Source organism: Rhodococcus sp. NPDC056743, from assembly GCF_042790355.1.
GTDB lineage: Bacteria > Actinomycetota > Actinomycetes > Mycobacteriales > Mycobacteriaceae > Rhodococcus_F.
Genome location: NZ_JBHTZI010000003.1, coordinates 267,720 through 293,021, shown reverse-complemented (window position 1 = coordinate 293,021; position 25,302 = coordinate 267,720). Strand labels below are relative to the sequence as shown.

General features: G+C 62.6%; 9 protein-coding genes. 5 read left to right on the top strand and 4 right to left on the bottom strand.

Annotated features, from left to right (window positions below; translation table 11 throughout):
- Window positions 1–216: 216 nt before the first annotated feature.
- Both ACFRFQ_RS08765 and ACFRFQ_RS08760 read right to left on the bottom strand, forming a co-directional pair.
- Window positions 217–1,788, bottom strand: a complete 1,572-nt coding sequence (locus tag ACFRFQ_RS08765; protein WP_378655737.1) for an NlpC/P60 family protein — start codon at window positions 1,786–1,788, stop codon at window positions 217–219.
- 406 nt (window positions 1,789–2,194) lie between these two features.
- Window positions 2,195–2,737 carry a DUF6676 family protein gene (locus ACFRFQ_RS08760; RefSeq protein WP_378655734.1) on the bottom strand — a complete coding sequence of 181 codons (543 nt, stop codon included), beginning with the start codon at window positions 2,735–2,737 and terminating at the stop codon, window positions 2,195–2,197.
- A gap of 482 nt (window positions 2,738–3,219) precedes the next feature.
- Here ACFRFQ_RS08760 and acnA point away from each other — a divergent pair, with 482 nt between their 5' ends.
- Window positions 3,220–6,021 carry an aconitate hydratase AcnA gene (acnA, locus tag ACFRFQ_RS08755; RefSeq protein ID WP_378655731.1) on the top strand — a complete coding sequence of 934 codons (2,802 nt, stop codon included), beginning with the start codon at window positions 3,220–3,222 and terminating at the stop codon, window positions 6,019–6,021.
- A gap of 139 nt (window positions 6,022–6,160) precedes the next feature.
- A complete protein-coding gene (locus tag ACFRFQ_RS08750) occupies window positions 6,161–6,727 on the top strand; it encodes a TetR/AcrR family transcriptional regulator (protein WP_378655728.1) in 567 nt (188 codons plus the stop codon).
- Window positions 6,728–6,778: 51 nt separating this feature from the next.
- On the opposite strand, the gene ACFRFQ_RS08745 is transcribed toward ACFRFQ_RS08750, so the two are convergent.
- Window positions 6,779–8,410 (bottom strand): ABC-F family ATP-binding cassette domain-containing protein, encoded by a 1,632-nt coding sequence (locus ACFRFQ_RS08745; RefSeq protein ID WP_138868543.1) that lies wholly within the window; start codon window positions 8,408–8,410, stop codon window positions 6,779–6,781.
- A gap of 158 nt (window positions 8,411–8,568) precedes the next feature.
- On the opposite strand from ACFRFQ_RS08745, the gene ACFRFQ_RS08740 reads away from it, so the two are divergent.
- From ACFRFQ_RS08740 to ACFRFQ_RS08730, 3 genes are all read left to right on the top strand, one after another.
- Window positions 8,569–9,708, top strand: coding sequence for a lycopene cyclase family protein (locus tag ACFRFQ_RS08740; protein ID WP_378655725.1), 1,140 nt, complete (start codon window positions 8,569–8,571; stop codon window positions 9,706–9,708).
- A gap of 19 nt (window positions 9,709–9,727) precedes the next feature.
- Window positions 9,728–10,126, top strand: coding sequence for a DoxX family protein (locus ACFRFQ_RS08735; RefSeq protein WP_378655723.1), 399 nt, complete (start codon window positions 9,728–9,730; stop codon window positions 10,124–10,126).
- Window positions 10,127–10,208: 82 nt separating this feature from the next.
- The gene (locus tag ACFRFQ_RS08730) at window positions 10,209–11,030 is read left to right on the top strand and encodes a Ku protein (RefSeq protein WP_378655720.1); all 822 of its coding nucleotides are present in this window, start codon (window positions 10,209–10,211) and stop codon (window positions 11,028–11,030) included.
- A gap of 4 nt (window positions 11,031–11,034) precedes the next feature.
- On the opposite strand, the gene ACFRFQ_RS08725 is transcribed toward ACFRFQ_RS08730, so the two are convergent.
- On the bottom strand, window positions 11,035–25,197 hold the full coding sequence (locus ACFRFQ_RS08725) for an amino acid adenylation domain-containing protein (protein ID WP_378655718.1): 14,163 nt from the start codon (window positions 25,195–25,197) through the stop codon (window positions 11,035–11,037).
- Window positions 25,198–25,302 lie beyond the last annotated feature (105 nt).

Here is a 25,302-nt window from a genome sequence, read left to right as displayed (position 1 = left end):
CGTCGGAATTTCCACTCGCCTTGTGTACGTCGACCGATCCGATCGAATCTTCACGTGAGGTCACCAAGAATCCATCGCTTTCACCTAGAAAAGTTCCGACAGTAACGTGTTCCCCGCCAACTATTCCAGGTAGTTGCTCGTGATGCCGCAACACCACGTCAACACATGCAACGAATCGGACATCGAAGGATGAACGGGTTCAGCCTTCCCGCGAGATCAGGACACCAACCGCACGGCGTACGGGGTCATCCCGCCCCACCGAACGGGTGAAACTTTCACACTGGAACCGGACTGCGGTGCTTCGAGCATCTGCCCGTCACCGAGGTACAGCGCCACGTGCTGACTTGCGTTCGGCCCGTAGAAGATCATGTCGCCGCGTTTCATTTCGGACGACGGAACCTGCTTGCCTGCGGTGTACTGGTAGCCGGTGTAATGCGGCAACGAGATACCGATTCCGGCAAATGCATAGATCATCAGACCTGAGCAGTCGAACCCGATCTTGTTGAAGTCTCCGTAACTGTCCGCGACCCCGCCGTCACGAATTCCTCGGGTCGGCCCGTTCTCGTCGCCGCCGCCCCAGGCGTACTGGATACCGATCTGCGACATACCGCGGTCGATGACGGATTCGATTGCGGCGCTTCCGGACACCGACGGCACCGTCGGCTTGGGAGTTGCCGGCTTGGGGGTTGTGGGTTTCGGAGTAACTACCGGAGTATCCGTATCCGAGTCCGAATCGGTGCTCGTGTCGGTATCCGTCTCGTCGTCGTCATCGGGAATGACTGTCGGAGTCGGATCTTCGACGGCAGTGTGCGGACGCTGAGCAGCAGCCAATGCAGCGGCACGGTCCTTGGCAGCCTGATCGGCGGCGGCGCGGGCTGCCGCTTGCTCAGCTGCTTCCTTGGCTGCCGCTTCGAGTGCAGCCTGATGAGCTTCTTCAGCTTTCCGCTGTTCGTCCCACGTCGCGTATGCCTGGCGTTGTCCTTGCAAACCGGCAACCGCATTGCGGGCAGCATCGAGTTGAGCCTGCGCGGAATTGCGCTCCGATTCGATGGACGCCTTCTTGACTACCTGCTGGTCGAGTGCATTGCGGGCGATCGCGATGGCCTGCTCGGCAAGAGCCTGAAGGTTTGCCGCGATTTCGGCGGCCGCGTCGGCGTCCAGCTTGGCCTGCCGGGTCGCGGAGTCCTTGTTCGCCTGTTCGGTTCGTGCGCGCTGCAAACCGTCGAGCACGGCACGCTGGGTGTTCGAGAGAAGTTTGAGGACCTGCGCTCGATCGAGGACGTCGCCCGGGCCCTTGGCGTCGAGGAACGACGAGATGGACGCGGTATTGGTGCCCTGCACGTAACTCGATCGGGCGTACTTGTCGAAGTCGCTCTGCGCTACGTCGATCTGTGCGCCGGCGTCGCGGAGTGCTTGTTTGGTGATGCCGACGGCTTGGGCTGCGGCATCGGCAGCGCCTCGTGCGTTCTGCAGGTCGACGAGTGTCTTGTTGACGTCTTCGCGTTTGACGGCAACTTCGTTGTCGAGTGCAGACAACTGCTCATTTGCCGCGGCAACCTGGTTGATGAGGGCGCTGACCGTGCTGACGCTCGATGAAACCTGCGAATCTGCGGAAGCAATTTCGGAGTCGCTGGGGTTGGGCGGGGGCGGCGGGACAGACGCTCCGACACCGGGGTTTCCGACAACCAGGGCAGTGACGATGCCCGCACCGATAACCAGTTGTGCCAGGCGGGACGACGCTCGGGAAGGTTTACGACGGCCGAATCCGCCTCGTGTTACTTGGCTCACAAATAACTCTCCCTCGCGTGTACGCCACGGGCCCGCTGGGTCGCCGATCCGTGCGGGGAGGGAATGCGCAGGAAGCTATGACGCCGTGTGGCGTCACCGACAAGATGTAGCGAAGTAGCTACCGCTTGTCGCTAACCCGCCGTTCGAGGGCAACGCTCGGCGCCGCCCAGTTTCGGGTGGCGTCGTGCGCAGTCCATCGAACAACAGCCATCTTTCTGCGACACTTCTTCCCCAAAAAGTGCCAGTTGTACCGTACGACACTTGAGAGAACTTTGGAAACTTTAGCCCCAAATAACACATCGGGTATTTCACCCAGGTGGATGGCAGTATCTGAATGAAAAAGCAGGTACTCACCACAAATGCTGGTGGGTACCTGCTTGTCGACGCTCGCGGAGGTGCGCGAGCGTCAAGCGGATCCGGCGTGTCCGAAGGTTTGTTCCGAAGGCTCGTTCACCTGGTCAATTTCTACGGGTTCGGGGCGCCGACGCCATTTGACGACAAAAGTAATTGCAGCAAAAACAGCCACGATCGCCACGAGAAGGACCGTATACAAGGCCCACGGCGGACCCGGCTGGACAATCTCATGAGAAAAGCGATCAGCGATCGCAGCAGAACTGTCACCGAATGAACGATCCTGCGCGGTTTCGAGCTGTACTCGACTGATCGAATCGCTGGAACTGCCCATCCAATCCGGACTCATCACCAAGATCGTGCCGCTCTCGGATTCGCCGACCGTCGTCGCCAGATCCCGGAGATCGGTATCGCGCGAAGGATTGGCGTCGAGAACGATCACACTCAAATCGATCCCCCGCTCGCGGGCATCGGCGACGACGTCCACCAGCGCAGGGACATCGGCGGCCGGTGCGGACACGCCATTCTGAGCCACGTCGGCCACTACGTCGTCGAGATCGACGTTCGGCGGGACTGCGGCGTGAAGAGGACCGCTCATGTGCAAGGGCGTGAAGACCAAATGTGTAGGAGCAGACATCTCTCATCCGGGTGCAGTTCGGCGCTCGTCCACACGCGAGTGTGTGGACGAATCCGAGGTCGTTATCGGCGGTCTGACCGCGACGGGCCTGAATGCACCCTACTTGAGGTTGAGTGCGAAGCCTGCGCCTCTTCGACACTGCGCGCAATCCGTTGTGGGTCAGCTCACCCAGTCCACCCTGCGTTGCGCAGGTCCTGAGACTGCGTGAAGATTGGTTCGGTCAAGTTGCCCCGAAGTCTCACAGGACAAGCGTACTGTTAGACTTCAGACCGAGAGGTACCTCGCCTCGGCCGAGTCCACTTCAGCTCCGATGTTCGGACAGTTCTCACGTGAACTGTGCGATTGGCGTGAGCTGTCACTGGATACGCCGAGTTGTATGTACCTCGCTTCAGCTGCCGACACAGCCCCGTCGGTGGCGACCCTCATAGACGAGTGGAGCAGACGTGAGCACCAGTATTGATTCGTTCGGAGCCAAGGGAACCCTCGAGGTCGGTGAGAACTCTTACGAGATCTTCCGCCTCTCGGCCGTCCCCGGCACCGAGAAATTGCCGTATTCCTTGAAGGTTCTCGCCGAGAACCTTCTCCGCACCGAAGATGGTGCCAACATCACCGCGGATCACATCCGCGCAATTGCAAGCTGGGATCCCTCAGCTGAGCCGAGCATCGAAATCCAGTTCACGCCTGCCCGCGTGATCATGCAGGACTTCACCGGCGTTCCTTGCATCGTCGACCTCGCCACCATGCGTGAGGCTGTCACCACCCTCGGTGGCGACCCCAACAAGGTCAACCCGCTCTCCCCCGCCGACATGGTCATCGACCACTCGGTCATCCTCGACGTCTTCGGCCAGGCCGACGCACTCGAGCGCAACGTCGACCTCGAATACGAGCGCAACGGCGAGCGTTACCAGTTCCTCCGTTGGGGCCAGGGCGCATTCGACGACTTCAAGGTCGTCCCCCCGGGAATGGGCATCGTCCACCAGGTCAACATCGAGTACCTGGCACCGACGGTCATGTCCCGTAACGGACAGGCATACCCCGACACCTGCGTCGGCACCGACTCGCACACCACGATGGTCAACGGCCTCGGCGTGCTCGGCTGGGGCGTCGGCGGCATCGAGGCCGAGGCAGCAATGCTCGGCCAGCCCGTCTCCATGCTGATCCCCCGTGTTGTCGGCTTCAAGCTCTCCGGCGAGATCAAGCCCGGCGTCACCGCAACCGACGTCGTGCTCACCGCCACCGAGATGCTCCGCAAGCACGGCGTCGTCGGCAAGTTCGTCGAGTTCTACGGCAACGGTGTCGCCGAGGTTCCGCTCGCGAACCGCGCCACGCTGGGCAACATGAGCCCCGAATTCGGTTCCACCGCAGCGATCTTCCCGATCGACGCCGAAACCATCGAGTACCTGCGCCTCACGGGCCGCAGCGACGAGCAGCTCGCTCTCGTCGAGTCGTACGCCAAGGAACAGGGTCTGTGGCACAACCCCGACCAGGAGCCTGTCTTCTCGGAGTACATCGAGCTCGATCTGGGAACCGTCGTTCCTTCGATCGCCGGCCCGAAGCGCCCGCAGGACCGAATCCTGTTGTCGGACTCCAAGCCTGCGTTCCGCAAGGACATCCACAACTACGTGGAAGACAACCAGCCCACCGAGCACACCCAGCTCGACGAGGCCGTCGAAGAGTCCTTCCCCGCTTCCGATCCCGCGGTGCTCTCGTTCGCCGATGACGGAGCGGTCGACGTTCTCTCGGCAGCCAACGGTGCACAGGGCCGTCCGAGCAAGCCCGTCGTCGTCAAGTCCGACGCCGGTGAGTTCGTTCTCGACCACGGCGCCGTCGTCGTTGCCGGCATCACGTCGTGCACCAACACGTCCAACCCGTCGGTCATGCTCGGTGCTGCACTGCTCGCACGCAACGCCGTCGAAAAGGGCCTTGCCACCAAGCCGTGGGTCAAGACCAACATGGCTCCCGGTTCGCAGGTCGTCACCGACTACTACGAGAAGGCCGGCCTGTGGCCGTACCTCGAGAAGCTCGGCTACTACCTCGGTGGCTACGGCTGCACCACGTGCATCGGTAACACCGGACCGCTGCCCGAGGCAGTCTCCAAGGCGATCAACGACAACGACCTCTCGGTCACCGCGGTGCTCTCGGGTAACCGTAACTTCGAGGGTCGCATCTCCCCCGACGTCAAGATGAACTACTTGGCTTCCCCGCCGCTGGTTATCGCCTACGGCCTCGCCGGAACCATGGACTTCGACTTCGAGACGGATTCGCTCGGTAACGACACCGACGGAAACCCCGTCTACCTCAAGGACATCTGGCCCTCCACGCAGGAGATCGAAGAGACGATCAAGTCTTCGATCGACCAGGACATGTTCCGCAAGTCCTACGCGACCATCTTCGCGGGCGACAGCCGCTGGCAGAACCTCGAAACCCCGAAGGGTGACACCTTCGATTGGGACGAGAACTCCACCTACGTGCGGAAGCCACCCTACTTCGACGGCATGACGATGGACCCGGCTCCGGTCAAGGACATCAAGGGCGCCCGCGTCCTCGCGCTGCTCGGCGACTCGGTCACCACCGACCACATCAGCCCGGCAGGTCCGATCAAGGTCGGCACTCCCGCCGCGCAGTACCTCGACTCTCATGGCGTCGAGCGTGCGGATTACAACTCGCTCGGATCGCGTCGCGGTAACCACGAGGTCATGATTCGCGGAACGTTCGCGAACATCCGTCTGCGCAACCAGCTCCTCGACGACGTCTCGGGTGGATACACCCGCGACTTCACGCAGGAAGGCGCACCGCAGGCATTCATCTACGACGCGTCGCAGAACTACCAGGCAGCCGGCATTCCGCTGGTCGTCCTGGGCGGCAAGGAGTACGGCTCCGGATCCTCGCGTGACTGGGCCGCCAAGGGCACGAGCCTGCTCGGCGTCAAGGCCGTCATCACCGAGTCGTTCGAGCGTATTCACCGCTCCAACCTCATCGGCATGGGCGTTGTCCCGCTGCAGTTCCCGGTCGGCGAGTCCGCAGGTTCGCTCAAGCTCGACGGCACCGAGACCTTCGACATCGAAGGCGTCGAGAAGCTGAACGAGGGCGTCACCCCGAAGACCATGAAGGTCACGGCAACGCGCGAGAACGGCGAGAAGGTCGTGTTCGACGCAGTCGTACGCATCGATACCCCCGGTGAAGCGGACTACTACCGCAACGGTGGCATCCTGCAGTACGTGCTCCGCAACATGATCCGAGGCTAGTTCGCCAGCCTGCCTTTTCCGCACGGCGGACTCAGCGACCTTGCTGAGTCCGCCGTGTGCGTTTGGTATCGGTTCACTGGTGGTGCCAACTCCGACACAGAGTCGGCACCGTCGAGATGCGCGAGACGAGGACAAGAACGTGCCCAAGGTCAGTGAAGACCATCTCGCGGCACGGCGCAGTCAGATCCTTGACGGTGCCCGCCGCTGCTTTGCGGAATACGGCTACGACGGCGCCACAGTCAGAAGACTGGAAGAAGTCACCGGGTTGTCCCGAGGCGCGATCTTCCATCACTTCAAGGACAAGGACGGACTGTTCCTCGCGTTGGCGAGCGAGGACGCAAGCCGCATGGCCGACGTCGTCGCCGAAGAAGGCCTTGTGCAGGTGATGCGCGACATGCTTGCCCAGCCCGACCAGTTCGATTGGCTGGGCACGCGCTTGGAAATTGCGCGGCGACTGCGGACCGATCCGGATTTCCGGGCCAAATGGTCACAGCGGTCAGCTGAACTCACCGAGGCCACCAGTGCACGTCTGGCCTTCCAGAAATCAGCCGGACGTTTGCGCGACGACGTTCCCACCGACGTGCTGATCGGCTATCTCGATCTGGTGATGGACGGCCTGGTTGCCCGAATAGCGTCGGGCCATGCCGGCAACAATCTGTCGGCCGTCCTCGATCTGGTCGAGGAATCTGTGCGTCGACGGGACTGATTGCTGTGCGCCTTTGTTAACCGCGGGCGGTTAACAAAGGCGCACAGCAATTTAGGCCAACTGAATCAGTTCGAGGTATTCCTGCGACCAGTGATCCTCGTTGCCGTCGGGCAGAAGGATGACACGCTCGGGGTTGAGAGCCTCAGCCGCGCCCGGGTCGTGAGTCACCAGGACAACAGCGCCGGTGTAACTGCGGAGCGCGTCCAGGACCTGCTCGCGGGAGATCGGGTCGAGGTTGTTGGTGGGCTCGTCGAGCAGCAGGACGTTGGCTGCGGACGACACGAGGCCGGCCAGTGCCAGACGTGTCTTCTCACCACCGGAGAGCGTGCCGGCCGGCTGCTCGAGCTGCGGGCCCGTGAACATGAAGGCACCGAGGAGCGAACGCAGTTCCTGCTCCCCCGTATCCGGAGCCGCGTGGCGGATGTTCTCCCACACCGAATCGTTGTCGTCGAGAGTGTCGTGCTCCTGCGCGAAGTAACCGATCTTGAGTCCGTGACCCGCGATCAGCTCACCGGCATCGGCTTTCTCGGCGTTAGCAAGAATGCGCAGCAGGGTCGTCTTGCCGGCACCGTTGAGGCCGAGGATGACAACGCGAGATCCGCGGTCGATCGCAAGGTCGACACCGGTGAAGATCTCGAGCGAGCCGTACACCTTGGTGAGGTTCTTACCCATGAGCGGCGTCTTGCCACACGCCGCGGGCTCGGGGAAACGGATCTTCGCTACCTTGTCGGAAACACGCTCGGCGTCGAGGTTGGCCATCAACTTGTCTGCGCGCTTTGCCATGTTCTGAGCGGCAACAGCCTTGGTCGCCTTTGCGCCCATCTTGGCGGCCTGGATGCGCAGAGCGCCGGCCTTCTTCTCGGCGTTGGCGCGCTCGCGGCGTCGACGCTGCTCGTCCGTAGCCCGGGCGTCGAGGTACTTCTTCCAGTTCATGTTGTAGATGTCGGCTTCACTGCGCACAGCGTCGAGGAACCAGACACGGTTGACGACGTCGTTGAGCAGGTCAACATCGTGACTGATGACCACGAGGCCACCCTCGTGATTCTGGAGGAATCCGCGTAGCCACGTGATGGAGTCGGCGTCGAGGTGGTTGGTGGGCTCGTCGAGGAGCAGGGTTGTATCCGAACGCGCACCGCTGCCGTCGGAAGCGGCAAAGAGAATTCGAGCCAATTCGACGCGTCGACGCTGACCACCGGACAGCGTGCTGAGCGGCTGGCCGAGGATGCGATCTTCGAGACCGAGGCTGCTGGTGATGCGCGCAGCTTCACTCTCGGCTTCGTAGCCGCCCAGGGCGGAGAAGCGATCTTCGAGCTGGCCGTACTTCTTGACTGCTTTGTCCTGTGATTCCTGGTCGAGAACCTCGCCCATCAGAATCTGCTGCTTCTCCATGTCGCGGAGCATCGTGTCGAGGCCGCGAGCGGACAGGACGCGATCCTTGGCGAGCACGCTCAGGTCGCCCTCTTTGGGGTCCTGGGGCAGGTAGCCGAGGTCGCCGGTACGCACTACCTTGCCCGCGTACGGCTCACCTTCGCCGGCGAGCAGACGCAGTGTGGTGGTCTTGCCGGCACCGTTACGACCGACCAAACCGATGCGATCACCGGGCTGAATTCGCAAGGACGGACCGGGCGCCGTGAGAAGGGTGCGGACACCGGCACGAACTTCGAGGTCAGTGGCGGTAATCAAGCAGAACTCCTCAGAACTAAAGACAACTACGGGCAAACGTGGTCTGACGGCAGACACAAGAACTTCCAATTTTACCGTGAGCTGAGGCCGTCTCCGACCAGCGGCGTGTGAATCCGCTAACAGTGGGACATCTGCGATCCAGATGGAATCCTCGGGGGATGACAACCCGATCGCACACCGCAGACGTCGCCATCGTGGGCGGCGGACCGGCCGGGCGGGCACTGGCGACGCGATGCGTCGCCCGCAATCTGTCGGTCATTCTGGTCGATCCGCACCCCGCACGTGTGTGGACGGCTACGTATGCGGCGTGGCGCGATGAGCTTCCGACCTGGCTTCCTGACGCCGCAATTTCCAGCAGCATCCACCACCCGTCGGCGTGGGCGGAACGACAGACAACCCTTGATCGCACCTATTGCGTATTGAATACACCAATACTGCAATCAATACTGTCGACCGGATCTACCCAGGTCATAGCAACAAAGAGCGATCATCTGACCGCCGACACGGTCAAGTGCGCCGACGGTACTCGTGTCCGCGCAGAGGTGGTAGTCGATGCCCGCGGCACGACGCTCACTCCGCGAACGGCGCAGCAAACGGCCTTCGGAATTGTGCTCGATCACGCCGCCGCGGAACCCGCACTCGACGGCAATGCGGCCTGGTTCATGGATTGGCGACGCGACAACGGAACGGCCGAAGACGCGAGCCCGTCGTTCCTCTATGCCGTTCCTCTCGACGACAACCGGATGCTTCTCGAGGAGACGTGCCTTGTGGGTCGGCCACCGCTGCCGCTCGGCGAGCTGAAACGCCGGCTGCACATTCGGCTCCGCAACCGAGGTGTCACCGTTCCGGAAGACTCACTTGTCGAACGTGTCCGATTCGCTGTGGAATCGCCACCGGGTCGAAGCGGTGACACTTTCCGGTTCGGGGCGCGCGGCGGACTGATGCATCCCGGTACCGGGTACAGCGTCGCCACGGCTTTGAACGAAGCGGATGTTGTCGCGTTGGCGATTGCCCGCGGCGACGACCCTCAGCGCGCACTCTGGCCACGCTCGGCACGACGCGTCGCGGCGCTACGGCGGGTAGGACTGAACGCGCTTCTCGCTCTCGAGCCCAGTGATGTCGAGACGTTCTTTGCGACGTTCTTTGCGCTGCCCGTCGATCACCAACGGGCCTATCTGTCCGACCGCCGCGATGCGACCGCGACGGCGAAGGTCATGACGTCATTGTTCGCCGCTTCACCGTGGCGGGTCAGACGAACATTGATGGGAGCGCCATTTTCGGCCTCGAGATCGAAATGACTGTCATTGATAGCGTTCAATGACTCTCGTCCGAGAATTGTCTGTCGCCTGCCACAACATCGGAGTTTCCTTGTTCATCATCTATGTCGTCGTCGCTGTCATCCTGACGGCCACTCTCGCCGGATCTGCCTATCTCGACATCACTCGCGAAGAAAAGCTGGTCGACACCCTGACCGGTTTGGGCGTTCCCGAAGAATGGATTCCCGGGCTCGGCGTGATCAAGTTGGTCGGCATCGTCGGCTTGCTGGTCGGGCTCGTGGTGCCTGCAATCGGAATTGCCGCTGCCGTTGGACTGATCCTGTATTTCATCGGCGCCGTAGCCGCTCACCTGCGTTCCGGCGACCAGAACATCGTGCCTCCCGCGATGCTCGGACTCCTCGCCGTTGCGGCATTGGTGTTGCGTATCGCCTCGTCGTGACCCGCCGGTGCGGCGATCGCGCACAACGATCCGACATCGAGCCCATCGTTTTCTCTCGCGCAATTGCGTTGCAGCGACCATCATGGGAACCATGCGATCGATTTGGAAAGGCTCGATAGCGTTCGGTCTGGTCAATGTTCCGGTCAAGGTGTACTCCGCAACAGAAGATCACGACATCAAGTTTCACCAGGTCCATGCCAAGGACGGTGGTCGGATCAAGTACAACCGCGTGTGCTCCGAATGCGGAAACACCGTGCAATTTGCCGATATCGACAAGGCATACGACGCGGAAGACGGTACGCGTGTCGTTTTGACCGACGAGGATTTCACAAAACTGCCGGCCGCCGAAAAGCATGAAATTCCGGTGCTCGAATTTGTGGCGAACGATCAGATCGACCCCATCCTTTTCGAGAAGAGTTACTTCCTCGAGCCGGATTCCGCGTCACCGAAAGCGTACGTCCTACTCTCCACGGTGCTGACGGAGAGTGATCGCACCGCGCTCGTCCACTTCACGCTCCGGCAGAAAACGCGTCTGGCAGCGTTGCGCGCCCGCGACGGTGTCCTGGTGATTCAGACGCTCCTGTGGCCGGACGAGGTCCGCGCGGCCGAGTTCCCTTCCCTCGACGGTGCGGACAAGCCGAAGCCGAAGGAACTCAAAATGGCCCAGACACTGGTGGACAGCATGGCGGGCGATTTCGATCCGACGGAGTTCACCGACGACTACCAACTGCAACTTCGCGAACTGCTCGACAACATGATCGAAAGCGGCGGAAAGAAGGTCATCCCCGCAGCCGAGGTGGAACAGGGCGGCGAGGACGCCGACGTCGTCGATCTTGTGGCGGCACTGCAGCGAAGCGTCGACGAGGCAAAATCCAACGCGTCGAAAACCCGTAAGCGCGCCTGAGCCCTTACCGCCTGATGTCCTGTTCGTCGATCAAGGCATCCAGTTCAGCGTCGACGTCGGGGCCTCGATCACCGTCCGATGCGATGGCCAGTGTCAACGCAGGCCCGATCGCCGCCAGTCCGACGTCCGTGAACATGTCCGCGTGCGAGGTCGGCACCGGACGGTCCATGATTGCTCCGGATACGAACGGTCGCCACGCCGACGCAGTGCGCAGCGGGTCGAAGGTGTCCGTCTGCGCCGAGAAGAACAGCAGATCACCGACAAATCTGCCGGGCCGATAGTGATGCGCAAGATGAGCCCCGGCGCAGTACTCGTCGTACAGTCGCGCGATCGTCTCGCTGGAGGCCAACGGATGATCGCCGATATTCTGACGAATGAGCACTTCTGCGGCTGCCGGCGTCAACTCCCCAGCATCAGGGACCGCTATCCCCAGCCCCGCCACCAATTCTGCGAGGGTGGGTTGCGCGCCGTCCATTGTCGGATCCTCGAGGACAAAACTGTCCAGCAGAATCAGTTCGGCAACGTTCTCCCCCATTGCCTGCAGTTGCACCGCAACTGCGTGCGCGATCAGTCCCCCGATCGACCATCCGAGTACGTGATAGGGACCGTGCGGCTGAACTCGGCGGATCTCCGCGACGTAGTGCGCCGCAAAATCCTCGATCAACTCTGCCCGGAATTCCGGGTCCGTGAGGACTGGCGACTGCAGACCGTACAGCGGCCGGGCCGGATCGACGTACTGCGCCAACCCGCTGTAGCACCAGGCCAAGCCGATCGCCGGATGGACGCAGAACAGCGGTTCGGCTTCCCCTGGCGTTCGGATCGGCAGTAGAACCGACAACGCTGTTTTATCCGATTCGGACGCGCCTGCGCTGGAAGCCTTGCGTGCCAGAGCCTCCGGCGTCGGATCCGAGAACAACCACCCGACGGGAACTGTGCTGCCGGTCTTCGCTTCGATCGCCGCGACCAGACGTGTTGCCATCAGCGAATTTCCGCCGAGATCGAAGAAGTTCGAATCGGCATGGACCACGTCGAGATCGAGTACCTCGGCGAACGCCGCGCAGACAGCAATCTCGTCGGCCCCTTCCGGCCTGCGCCCGCCGTTGTCGTCCCACGTCGGGGCCGGGAGCGCGGAGCGATCGACCTTGCCTGCCGGCGATGTCGGGATCGACTCGATTGTCACGAAGGCGGACGGCACCATGTGCGTCGGCAGCAAGCGGGCGGCATGACGGCGCAGCACCGCCGCATCAATACTTCCGCCGGAGATGGGGACGACGTACGACACGATCCTGGAATCGCTGCCTGTTCCCACGACGGCCGTCACGGCAGCGCGGACCGAAGGCTCCGATGCCACGACAGCGTCGATTTCCCCCAGTTCGATGCGGAATCCCCGCACCTTGATCTGATGGTCTGCCCGTCCGAGGTAGTTCAGTGAACCTGTGCGGTCGCTACGGACAAGATCGCCGGTGCGGTACATCCGCGTACCGGCCTGGCCGTGCGGGTCCGCGACAAACCGTGTTGCGGTCAACGCGGGATTGCCGAGATACCCGCGCGCGAGTCCGGCTCCGCTGACGTACAACTCACCGACGAGTCGCCCGGGCACCGCGTGCAGGCGGGAATCGAGAACCCGCGCATCGACGCCTCGAATGGGGCCGCCGATCGATACCGAATCCCCTACGGTCAACGCGTCGCTGATAGTGACCGCGACGGTGGCCTCGGTCGGACCGTAGGCATTGAACATCCGTCGCCGTGGAGCCCACCGGGATACCAGATCGGCTGAGCAGGTGTCGCCTCCCACGATCACAACATCGAGCTGATCGAGCCCGCCGGGATCAACCGTCGCCAAGGCTGCGGGGGTAACAAAGGCATGAGTGACCGCACAGCGCTGCAGTACATCCCGCAGTTCGGAACCGCCGTAGACCGTCGGTGATGCAATCACCATGGTTGCGCCGGCGCCGACGGCAAGAAGCAATTCGAGAACAGACGCGTCGAAGCTGGGAGACGCAAAACTCAGGGTGCGGGAATCAGCTGTGACGGCGAATCGCTCGCGCTGTTCCTCCGCAAAAGCCGCCAGTCCCGCATGGGTGACCAACACACCCTTCGGCTTTCCCGTCGAACCGGATGTGTAGATCAGGTAAGCCGGCTGATCGAGTTCGAGCGGCACCGAACGGACGTCTGCACTGTCATCGGTGAGGTCGAGGGACGAGAGTGTCAGCCATCGCACGGTATCCGGAAGGCCGGCGAGATAGTCACCGTCTGTCACGCCCAGAACCGCGCCGCTGTCCGCAAGCATGTGTTCGATGCGTTCGGCCGGGTACGCGGGGTCGACGGGCAGGAACGCCGCGCCCGACTTGGCAACGGCCCACACTGCGATCACGTAGTCGACGGAGCGCGGAAGTGCTATCGCGACAATTGTTTCCGGGGCGGCGCCGTTCTGTACCAACACGCGGCACAAAGCGTCAGAGCGGCGATCCAGTTCGCCGTAGGTCAGCGAGTGTGTCCCCGCCGCGTCGATCAATGCCAGTGCCGACGGGTCGGACGCGGCGCGGACAAGAAGTTGCGGCAGCGTCATGGCGCCGGTGGCCGTGGCACCGCGCACAGCACGAGACTCGTTCGATCCGGCGAGTGGCACATCGCCGACCGCAACGGTCGGATCGACAACCGCCGCGGCGACGAGCGTCTCCAGCATTGTCGCGAACGACGCAGCGGTGTCGGCGTCGAACAGATCTGTTGCATACGTCAGCGACGCGGTGTAGCCGCCGCCTTCGTCTTCCGTCTGTTCCACAACCGTAAATTGCAGATCGAACTTCGCGACGTCTGGCGTGATCTCCTCTACCCGCACGTTCAGTCCGGGTAGTTCCCACGCCACCTGATGCGCGGCGTGGAACGAGAACATCGTCTGGAACAGCGGATGGCGGTCGGTAGTACGCGTCGGGGCAACGACCTCCACAACCTGCTCGAACGGAATGTCTGTGTGCGCAAACGCGTCCAGGTCAACGGCGCGAACGGTGCGCAGTACGTCTGCGAATGTCGCTGCGGGATCGACAATCGTGCGCAGGCCAATCGTATTGACGAACATTCCGACCAGATCGTCGAGAACGCGGTGGCCACGACCGGCGACGGGTGAGCCGATCACGATGTCGCTGCTGCGACTCAGGCGAGACAGCAGTGCGGCGTAGGCCGCGTGCAACACCATGAACGGCGTGGCCGCGTTCGAGGTGGCCAGAACTTCCACGGCGGCGCGAATGTGCGCCGGCAGAGTGAGGCCGACGTGGGCGCCGGCCAGCGTTTGGGTGAGCGGGCGCGGCCGATCGGCGGGAAGATCGATCAACTCGGGTGCCCCGAGCAAGGTTTCACGCCAGTACGACGCCTGTCCGCCGAGCACACTTTCCGGCTCGTCCACAGTTCCCAGGGCCTGGCGTTGCCACAGCGCGAAGTCTGCGTAGTGCACGTCGAGGGGTGTGAAGTGTGGAGCGTGTCCGGAGCATCGCGCCACATAGGCGGTGAGCACGTCCTTCATCAAGGGGGCGATGGACCATCCGTCCGCCGCAATGTGGTGCACGACAATGACCAGAGTATGGCGATCCGGTGCCGTCTCCATCAGTAGTGCGCGGATGGGTGCTTCGGAGGTGACGTCGAAGCCGCGAGAGGCAAATTCGCGGGCGGTCGACATCCACCCGGGGTCGCCCGCGGTCTCGAATTCCACGGCGGTGACGTTGCGCTGCACCACTTGATGCGGCCCCGAGTCGGAGTCGGGAAAAACCGTTCGCAAGATCTCGTGACGCTCGATCACGTCGAGTACTGCAGCTTCGAGAGCAGGCACGTCGAGGCTGCCGCCCAGTGAAACTGCCGCCGGAATGTTGTAGGCAGGCGAGGCCGGATCGAGGTGGTTGAGGAACCAGATGCGTGCCTGCGCGTACGACAGGGGAATTCGCTCGGGGCGCTCGCCGACGGCGATCCGCGGCAGCGCCCGAACCGGCGCCGTTGAATCCAGCGTGCCTGCAAGGTCTCGAATGTCTGGATGTTCGAACAGCATGCGGACCGGAACCTGGCGACCCAGTGACTCACCCAGGCGCGCAACCAGTCTGGTCGCGAGAAGTGAATTGCCGCCCAGTTCGAAGAAATTGTCCAGGGCGCCGATGTCCTCGGTACCGAGTAGTTCTCCGAATGCATCGGCGACCATCAGTTCGGTGGCCGTGACCAGGGGCGCCACCGTTCGCTCGATCATGCCCAGTACCGGCTCTGGTAGTGCAGCGCGGTCCAGCTTTCCGACGGGGGTGAGCGGGACGTGTCCGATCGGAGTGATCGCCGATGGCACCATGAACGCCGGCAGGGATCGCCGGGCGTGGCTCAGAAGTTCTTCTACTGCAACTGTTTCCGTTGCCAGCACCACGTACGACGCCAACATCGTCTCGCCTGCCGGGCCGTCCACTCCGACGGTGACGGCAAATTCGACGCCGGGGTGGCTGCTCAGAACCGAATCGATTTCACCGAGTTCGATGCGGAACCCACGAACTTTCACCTGATGATCGGACCGTCCGACGTAGTCGATGGTTCCGCCGGCAGTCCATCGCACCAGATCACCGGTCCGGTACATCCGAGTTCCGCTGGGGCCGAAGGGTGCCGCCACAAAACGTGATGCGGTCAGCGCAGGCTGATCGAGGTATCCGCGGGCCAGCCCGAGACCGGCGATGTAGAGCTCCCCCGTCACACCGACAGGTACCGGGTTTCCGGATCCGTCGAGAACAACAGCGGACACTCCACGAACCGGTCCCCCGATGCTGACCGGTTCCCCCACGGTCAACGCGTCGCTGATGCACACCATGACCGTGGTTTCGGTGGGTCCGTAACCGTTGAACAATCGGCGTCCCGGCGCCCATCGCTGCACCAGTTCGGCCGGGCACGCTTCGCCGCCGACCACGATCGATTGGAGTACGTCTAGTCCGGTGGGATCGACCGATGCAAGCGCGGCCGGTGTGATGAAGGCGTGCGTGACGCCTTCATCGACAATGAGATCAGCCAGATCCTGACCGCCGTACACATCCGGTGAAGCAATCACCATGGTCGCGCCGGTATCGACGGCGAGCAGTAATTCGAGGATGGAAGCGTCGAAGCTCGGTGACGAAAAATGAAGCGTCCGCGACGAGGCGGAGATGCCGTATCGCTGCGATTGTTCTGCGGCCAAGGCGCTCAGTCCACGATGAGTGACGCTGACGCCCTTGGGTTTACCCGTCGAACCCGACGTGTAGATGATGTACGCGAGGTTGTCGGTGCGGATCGGCGCTGCCGGAACCACGTGATCGCGCGGTTCGAAGGCCGCTTCGTCCATCGTCAACCAGGGCACAGACCGTGGTAGCGCCTCGAGCACGGACTGCGTCGTCAATCCGCGTGACGCCCCGGAATCGATGAGCATGTGCAGGATTCGATCAGCCGGATATCGCGGATCGACGGGTACAAAGGCTGCACCGGTCAATGCCACGCCCCACAGTGACACTATCGAGTCGACGGATCGCGGAATCGCAATCGCCACAATGTCTTCGGCGCCGATTCCCTCCGTCGCCAGCCGATGCGCCACGGCGCAGGCACGGGAATAGAGTTCGCGATAGCGCACGGTGAGTTTTCCGGATCGGAGCGCAATCGACTGTCCGGACTCGATTGCCGTCTGCGTGATCATGTCCGCCAGGGTTCGCGATCCGACCCAGGCCGGTCCGCGAACCGGCATCAGCGACGCGTGCTCGTCTTCGGTGAGCAGTGCGATGTCGGAAATCGTGATCTGCGGATCTGCGATCACAGCTCGCGCCACCGAGTCGAACCGTGCGGCGATCCGGGCCGCGGTGTCCTCGTCGAACAAGGCGCGCGCGAAACGAAGGGAACCGGTGATCTCCGGGTTGTCGGAATCGCCCGCCACGAGCGTCAGTTCGAGATCGAATTTCGCTGTCTCAGGTTCGAGGGGCTGCGCATGCAGATGGACTCCGTGCACATTCACCTGCGGAGACACAAGATTCTGGTGGTAGGACAGCATGATCTGGAACACCGGGTGACGCGGAGTCGACCGATCGAGATCAAGGGCGTCCACCAGCACATCGAAGGGCAGATCGGCGTGTTCGAATGCGGCGAGATCGCTCTCGCGCACGGTGTCGAGGAGGTCGGCGAACGGTGCTCGGTGATCAACCGCCGTGCGCAGCGGCACCGAATTGACGAACATCCCGATCAGCGCGTCGAGTTCGGGGCGCCCACGGCCGGCGACCGGTGTTCCGATCACCACGTCGTCGGTAGCACCGAGACGAGCAAGAACAACGGCAAGAATCGCGTGCAGGACCATGAACTGCGTTGTTCCGCTCTCGCGGGCAATTGCTCCGATGCGCCTGCCGGTTTCGGCGTCGAGGAGAACGGGGACGGAACCGACCGAGGTGGTGGACTCGGATCCTCGTGGACGGTCCCGGGGCAGTAGCACTTCGTCCGGCGCGCCGGCCATTGTTGCTGTCCAGAATTGCAGCTCACGAGAAAGCAGGCTTTCGGGATCGTGTGCATCGCCGAGAACCCTGTGCTGCCACAGTGCGTAATCGGCGTACTGCACCTCCAACGGCATAAATGTCGGTGAGTCGCCCACTGCCCGAGCCGAATAGGCAGCAATGAGATCCGCGGCGAACGGTGTCAACGACCAACCGTCGAAGGCAATGTGGTGGATAACTACCACCAGGCGATGCACGTCCGGGCCTTCGCGTAGCAGCAGCGCCCGCAGCGGTAGGTCCGAACTCAGGTCGAACCCTCGCCCGGTGAACTGGTCCGTCGCGATGTTGACGTCCTCGGTGGGCCGTTCCACTGCAAAATTCATGTCGGCCAACGCGCGAACAATCTGACTGGGCCCGTCGGCGTCGTCGACATAGATGGTTCGAAGTGCTTCGTGACGTGCCATGACGTCGGCCAAGGCCGCTTCGAGCGCGTCGACCGAGACATTTCCGGTGATCCGAATCGAGAACGGAATGTTGTACGCGGAGGACGTCGGATCGAACCGGTTGACGAACCACAGTCGCTGTTGCGCGGCCGAGAGCGGCACGCGATCGGGGCGGACACCGGCAGTGAGCGTCGGGCGATCGTCCACCGCCTGTGTCCACGACTTCAGTCGCAATGCAAGACCCTCGACGGTGGGGTTCTCGAAGATCGAACGCACGTCTACCGCGATGCCCGTCGCCGCGGTCAATCGTGCGGTGACCTGCGTTGCGATCAGCGAGTTACCCCCGAGATCGAAGAAACTGTCGCTCGCCCGCACTGCGCTCACATCCAGGAGCGAGGCGAACACGTCCGCCACTACCTGTTCGAGACCTGACTCCGGAGCGCGCCCGGCACCAAGGCTTTCACGCGCAACCGGCGCGGGTAGCGCCCGACGGTCCAGCTTTCCGACCGGAGTCAGTGGGATGGCATCGATTGCGGTAATCGACGACGGCATCATGTAGCGCGGCAGGGTTTCCCCGAGCAACCCGAACAGAGCTTCGCTGTCGCGGTTCTCGCCGCTGAACAGCACGTACGACGCCAGAGCGGTCCCCACCGACGATTCGACGGCGATTGTCGTCGCGAACCGCACGAACGGTGACTCCATCAGGGCAGCGTCGATCTCGCCGAGTTCGATGCGGAATCCGCGGATCTTGAGTTGATGATCGCTGCGCCCCACGTAGCGAAGTGTGAAGTCCTTGGTCCAGCGAACGAGGTCGCCGGTTCGGTACATCCGTGAGCCGGGTGCCGAATAGGGATGTGCGACAAAACGATCCGACGTAAGACCGGCACGACGGTGATAGCCGCGAGCCAGCCCCGGTCCACCGATGTACAGCTCGCCCACACCGCCGACCGGCACCGGTTGCAGCCGCGAGTCCAGGACAACAACGTCGATACCGCGTATCGGTCCGCCGATGGTGATCGACTCGCCGGGTTCGATCGGGTCGCTGATCGCCACCATGACTGTGGTTTCGGTGGGCCCGTATCCATTGTGCAGTCGACGTCCCCGGCCCCAACTCTCGACGAGTTCCGGTGTGCAGACGTCGCCACCGACGACGACACATTCAAGGTCGGAGATACCGGCGGGATCCACCGTCGCGAGCGCCGCGGGCGTGATGAAGGCGTGTGTCACCGAACTGGTTCGAAGGAACTTCCCGAGCGCGTCGCCACCGTAGATATCGGCCGGCGCGATCACCATTGTCGCGCCCGTGGAACCCGCGAGCAGAAGTTCGAGTACCGCACCGTCGAAACTCGGTGACGCAAAATGCAGACTCCGTGAATTCTCGGTGATCCGATATCGATCCTGCTGTTCACGCGCAAGATTTGCCAGCCCCGAGTGCGTGACGACAGTGCCCTTCGGCACACCGGTCGATCCGGACGTATAGATGATGTAGGCCGCTGACGCCGGTGTAATCGGTGTGGATTGCGCGTCCCGGACGATCGGCGAGTCCGGGTACGCCGCGACCTCCGCCGCAGTGTCCGGGTCACGGAAGTCGATCCACGCGCCAATGCTGCCCCCTACGGCAGCTTCGACTGATCTGATACCGATCCGTGCTTCGGAGTCCGCGAGCATGTGTGCGACGCGATCTTCCGGGTACCGCGGGTCGACGGGAACAAAGACTCCGCCGGATTTGGCAACTGCCCACACCGCAAGAACCGAGTCGACCGACCGCGCTACTGCCAGCGCTACCGGCACCTCACCGCAGACTCCCAGGTCCATGAGGTACCGAGCGATTCGATTGGATTCACTGTCGAGCTCGCGATACGTCAGCACACGCACACCGTCTTCGACGGCAATTCGGTCCGGATACGCCCCCGCCGTTTCGCCCAGAATCTGCGCCAACGTCGCGTCCGGCACCCCTGTCTGACCACGTCGTGGCAGTACGGCGGCAATTTCACCGCCGCCGAGCGTAGGAAGATCACCGACCCGCGCTGTCGGGTTCAGAACCGCAGACTCCACCAACGTCACGAAGTTCCTGGCTATCGCTTCGATCGTCGAGCAGTCGAACAGATCGGTGGAATACGTGAAAGCAGCGTCGATTCCGTCTGGATGCGCGGTCCCCTCGCTCGCAGCTTCGTGCCGTTCGGCGATCGTCAATTCGAGATCGAACTTGGTGAGGCCGGTATCGACCGCGCTGGCCGACATCGAGATCCCGGCAATTTCTCCGGTGTGAGCGGTCGCGATCCGAGAGGTGATTGCCACCTGGAACACCGGATTGTGCGACGACGAGCGATCGAGTTCGAGTGCGTCCACCACAACGTCGAACGGCACGTCGGCGTTGTCGAAAGCGTCGAGGTCGATGCTTCTGACCTGCTCGAGGTACTCGTGGAACGTCATGCCGCGATCGATGACCGTCCGCAGAGCGAGTGTATTGACGAACATGCCGACGATCGGATCCAGAGACCTGTCCCCTCGACCGGCGACAGGCGTGCCGATGACGATGTCGTCCGTGCCGCTGTACTTGGCCAGGAGCAGGGCAAAACAGGCGTGCAGAGCGATGAACGGCGTGGCACCGTGGCCGGCGGCGAGGGCCGTCAACTTCTGATGAGTGGACGCCTCGATTGTGAAGTCCACGTGCGAACCTCGCAGCGACGGCTCGATCGGGCGAGGTCGATCGATCGGCAGATCAAGTTGTTCGGGCGCGCCTGCGAGTTGCTCGGTCCAGAACAGAATCTGTTCGGATACAAGCGAATTCGAGTCGTTGGCGTCACCGAGGAGCTGACGATGCCACAGCGCGTAATCGGCGTACTGGACGGCAAGCGGATTCCACATCGGAGCTTTGCCGGTAACCCTGGCTGCGTAGGCGCCGGTGAGGTCGGCGGCCAGCGGAGCGAGCGACCAACCGTCCGCGACCATGTGATGCAGGACAACCACCAGGACAGCTTCGTCGGTACCGGAAACCTGGATCAGCAGGAACCGCACCGACGATTCGCGCACCAGATCAAAACCGGCCGAAGCAAATTCGAAGATCCGGGCATCGAGCACGCTCGGTTCGACGTCGATGGATTCCAGCGCCTCGAAGCTCTCTCGTGGATCGAGGACCTCCTGAACTGCCTGGTCACCTCGTTGCGGAAACACCGTGCGCAGCGATTCGTGCCGAGTCACGACGTCGAGCAGAGCCTGCGACAGCGCAGCGGTGTCGACGTTGCCCCGAAGCGATATCGCAAACGGAATGTTGTATGCACCGGACTCCGGGGCCACACGCCCGAGGAACCACAATCGCTGCTGCGCGGGCGCGAGCGGTAGCGTCTCCGGCCGTGGGGCAACCCGCAGGGCATCCTCATCTGTCGACTGCGTTGGATGTTCGACCGTCGCGGCGATTCCGGACACGGTCGGGTGATCGAACAGCGCGCGCAGGGGAATTCGCACACCCGTTGCCTCGGCCACGCGGGCCACGACCGTCGTCGCAACCAAGGAATTTCCGCCGAGACGGAAGAAGTTGTCGTCGAGTCCGAGCGGGCCACTGCCCAGGATTTCGGCAAGTACAGCGGCAACAGCGATTTCGGTCGCGGTAACCGGCGACCGGAATGCCGTCTGCGAACCCAGGATCGGGGCGGGCAGACTCCGTCGATCGAGTTTTCCGTTGGTGGTCAAGGGAATTGCGTCGATCATCATGAACGCGTCGGGAACCATGTACGTCGGGAGCATTCCGGCCGCATGGGCTCGCAACGCCGCAGCGTCGTAGGCATCCGTCGTGGTCACGTACGTGACAAGGACGTCGCCGGCCGGTGTGGGTGCCACCACCGTCACGGCTTCGTTTACTCCAGGAGCGGCGAGGACTACGGCGTCGATCTCACCGAGTTCGATCCGGAAACCGCGAATCTTGACTTGAGCGTCACCGCGGCCGAGGTACTCGAGCCGGCCGGGTTCAACCCAGTGAGCCCGGTCTCCGGATCGGTACAGCCGCCCGCCACCGGCGTTGAACGGGTCGGCGACAAACCTGCACGCAGTCAGGTCCGGGCGACCGAGGTAGCCTCGGGCAAGTTGGCCGCCGGCAACGTAGATCTCCCCCGCAACGCCTACGGGGACCGGTGCGAGATGGTCGTCGAGTAGGTAGACCCGAAGCCCGGCGATGGCGTCACCGATCTGGCTGCCCGCCCCGGAGCGTGCGTGTGCACTGTCGAGTTCGAGACGAGTGACGTGCACTGTCGTTTCGGTGATGCCGTACATGTTGACGAGAGTCGGTGCCGAATCACTGTGGTTGCCGGAATCACTGTGGTTGTCATACCAACGCCCGAGTCGACGCAGGTCCAGCGCTTCGCCGCCGAAGATCACGTACCGAAGTGCGGTCTCCGACATCGCGCGCGCATCCGCCTCGATGTACTGGTAGAACGCCGACGGTGTTTGATTGAGCACGGTGACGCCCTCGCCGGCGACAAGGGCGCGGAAGGCATCGGGATCACGCGACAGGTCGTGGTCGACGAGTACCAGCGTTCCGCCGTTCAGCAGCGCTCCCCACAATTCCCACACCGAGAAGTCGAAGGCAAACGAGTGGAACATCGTCCATACATCGGTGTGGTCGAACCCGAAATCGCGACGGGTGTTCTCGAATAGCCGCATCACCGCCGCGTGCGTTACGGGAACGCCCTTCGGCCGCCCCGTCGAACCCGAGGTGTAGATGACGTACGCCAGGTTGTCGGCACTGTGCAAGCCTGCGAGCTCGCCCAGAGCATCTGCGGAGAATTCGGCGGATTCGACGCCGACCACCACCGCACCCGGTATCTCGGAGTCGGAGATGATGCACACCGGCTTCGCGTCGTCGATCACAAAGCTCACACGGTCGGCCGGGTGCGCACGATCGAGCGGAAGGTAAGCACCGCCGGCTTTCAACACGGCCACCACCGCGACGATCATGTCGAGCGATTTCGTCAGCATGATGCCGACAAGCGATTCGGAGTGCACGCCCTCCTGGATCAGTTTGCGGGCCAGCTGGTTCGATCGCTCGTCCAGCACTCGATACGACATCCGATCGGTGCCGGCGACCACGGCAACAGCATGTGGCAGGTCTCGGATTCGACCGGCCAGAATTTCGGTCAGGGTGCGGACCGGTATCGGCGCCGGCGCCGGCGGTACAAGCGCAACGCGCTCCTCTGCACGCAATAACGTGACCGCACCCAGAGCCGAACGAGGTGACGTCACCATCGCAGTCAGGATCCGAGTAAAGCGGTCTGCAAGGTCCGCTGCGGCCTTCTTCGGGCCGAGCCAGTCCACAACTCCGATGATGGCCTGGTCGGCCTGACCACGATTTCCCGTCGGAACCGTCACAGCGACAACAAGATCCGGATCGGTAGCGATGTCGGACCCGATGGGTACGCCCACCATCAGTCCGGGAAACCGAGGATGCGCGTCGAGAGGTTCGTCGAAGCAGAGCATCGCCCGGAACAACGGCCCGGTCTCCACCGTGCGTCCGTCACCGAGTGCCGCGGTGACCGACGCCAGAAGGGTGTCCGCATGTTCGAATGCTTCGACGGTGACGCCGTCCACGAGTTCGACCACATCTGCCAACGTCGCGGACGTCGACACTTCGGTTCTCAGGACCAATTGATTGGCGAACATCGACACAAAATCGTCGGGGCTCGGCGAACCGTATCCACGCACCGATACCCCGAGTGAAATTTCTTCAGCGGAACCGTGGCGCCGCAGCAGACCCACCATCGCGGACTGCAGCAGCACGAACATGCTCGTGTCCATCGCAGCGGCCATCGATTCGAGACGCCGGAACACATCGGATTCGATGACGACAGGCGCCTGAGAGCGCACTCCGTCCGCCGAGACCGGCAATCCCAGTTCTTCTGCCGGGGTCGAGAGTTTCCGCGCCCAGTATTCGATGTTGCGCGAATGCCGGACATTGTCGACCCAGCTCCGCGCCCCTTGAAAATCGATATCCGACAACCTTGTGTCTGGACCAGCAGCGCAGAACAATGCGAGGAAATCGAGGAATCCACGATGGTGGGTTGTGATCGTCTCGTCGGTATAGAGATCCGGGTTAGCCGCAAAGTCGATCTGAATGTCGCCGGTTGTGGACGGCTGATAGACGTTGACCGACAAATCTTCCACCGGCCCCGTCGAGATCACCCTGAGTTCACCGGCGGCAGCGCCGAGAGTAATACCGGAATGGAACAACATCAGATTGATCAGTGGTCCGTGAAATCCACGGCCGTCGGCAATAGCTTTACTACCCGCGTTGAGATCTCGTCGCAGATCCTCGTGCCGATACTTCTGATGCCGCAATGCGCCGGTGAGCTCGAGTTTCACCTCGCGGAGCACGTCCCTGACGCACAAGTTCGGGTCGATCGTTGCCCGAAGCGGCACAACGTTCGACATCATTCCGCCCGACCGCCTGGCGGCCTTTGTCGTCCGTCCGGACACAGGCAAACTCAGGACCACGTCACGGGTGCCGATCGCGCGAGCCAGGTACGCCGCCAAGGCTCCGATCACGACGGACGCGGTTGTCACGTCATGAGCGTCCGCGACGGTTGCAAGTGTGTTTCGCAGCCCCACAGGCACAGTCGCCGATCGAATCCTGGCCCACGACTGCGCCGGGGCCGTCGTGGATGCGAGTGACGTCCCGGCTGGTTGATCAGCCATCTTCGTGTTCCAGTACTCACGATCACGGTCCCATCGCGCCGAACCTAGATAATCGGACTCGGACTTGACCAGACCTGGGAGCGACGCCGCTTCCTGGTCAGGAGCCGGTTCGCTCCGAACAGATGCGGTGTAGATCTCCGCGGTGCGATTCATCATCGACATCGCCCCGAAGCCGTCGAGAGCGACGTGGTGGATCCGGCTGTACCAGTAGCAACGGTTGTCGTGAAGCAGGAGAACGGCCATCCGCACCAGACGATCGACAAAGGGATCCATCGGGGTGGTGTGCTCGCGGTGCATCCAATCCTGGGCTGCTGCTTCAGGATCCGGCTCGCCGCGCAAGTCCACCACATCCAGGTGGTCATCCATGTCCACGTCGAGCCGTTGCCGCGGTGTGCCGTCCACCTCGACCAACCGAAGGTATCCGGATCCGATCTCCCGCCCCGTTTGCTTGCTCGCCGCAGTCAGCACTTCAATGTCCAACGCTCCGTCCACGTCGACGTACTGCGCAATGGTGACCGGAATTTCGGGCCTCAACTGTTGCGCGACAAGTAAGGACAGCTGCGACGGGGATAGCGGGAAAGTGTCGGACATGCTTCCTCGATAGGGGCTATCTTCCACACGGATCTCCCTTGAACGAAGTAGTCGTGACACACGTGCACAAACGAACTAGTTGACAAGCCGAGCCCAGAAAGGAGC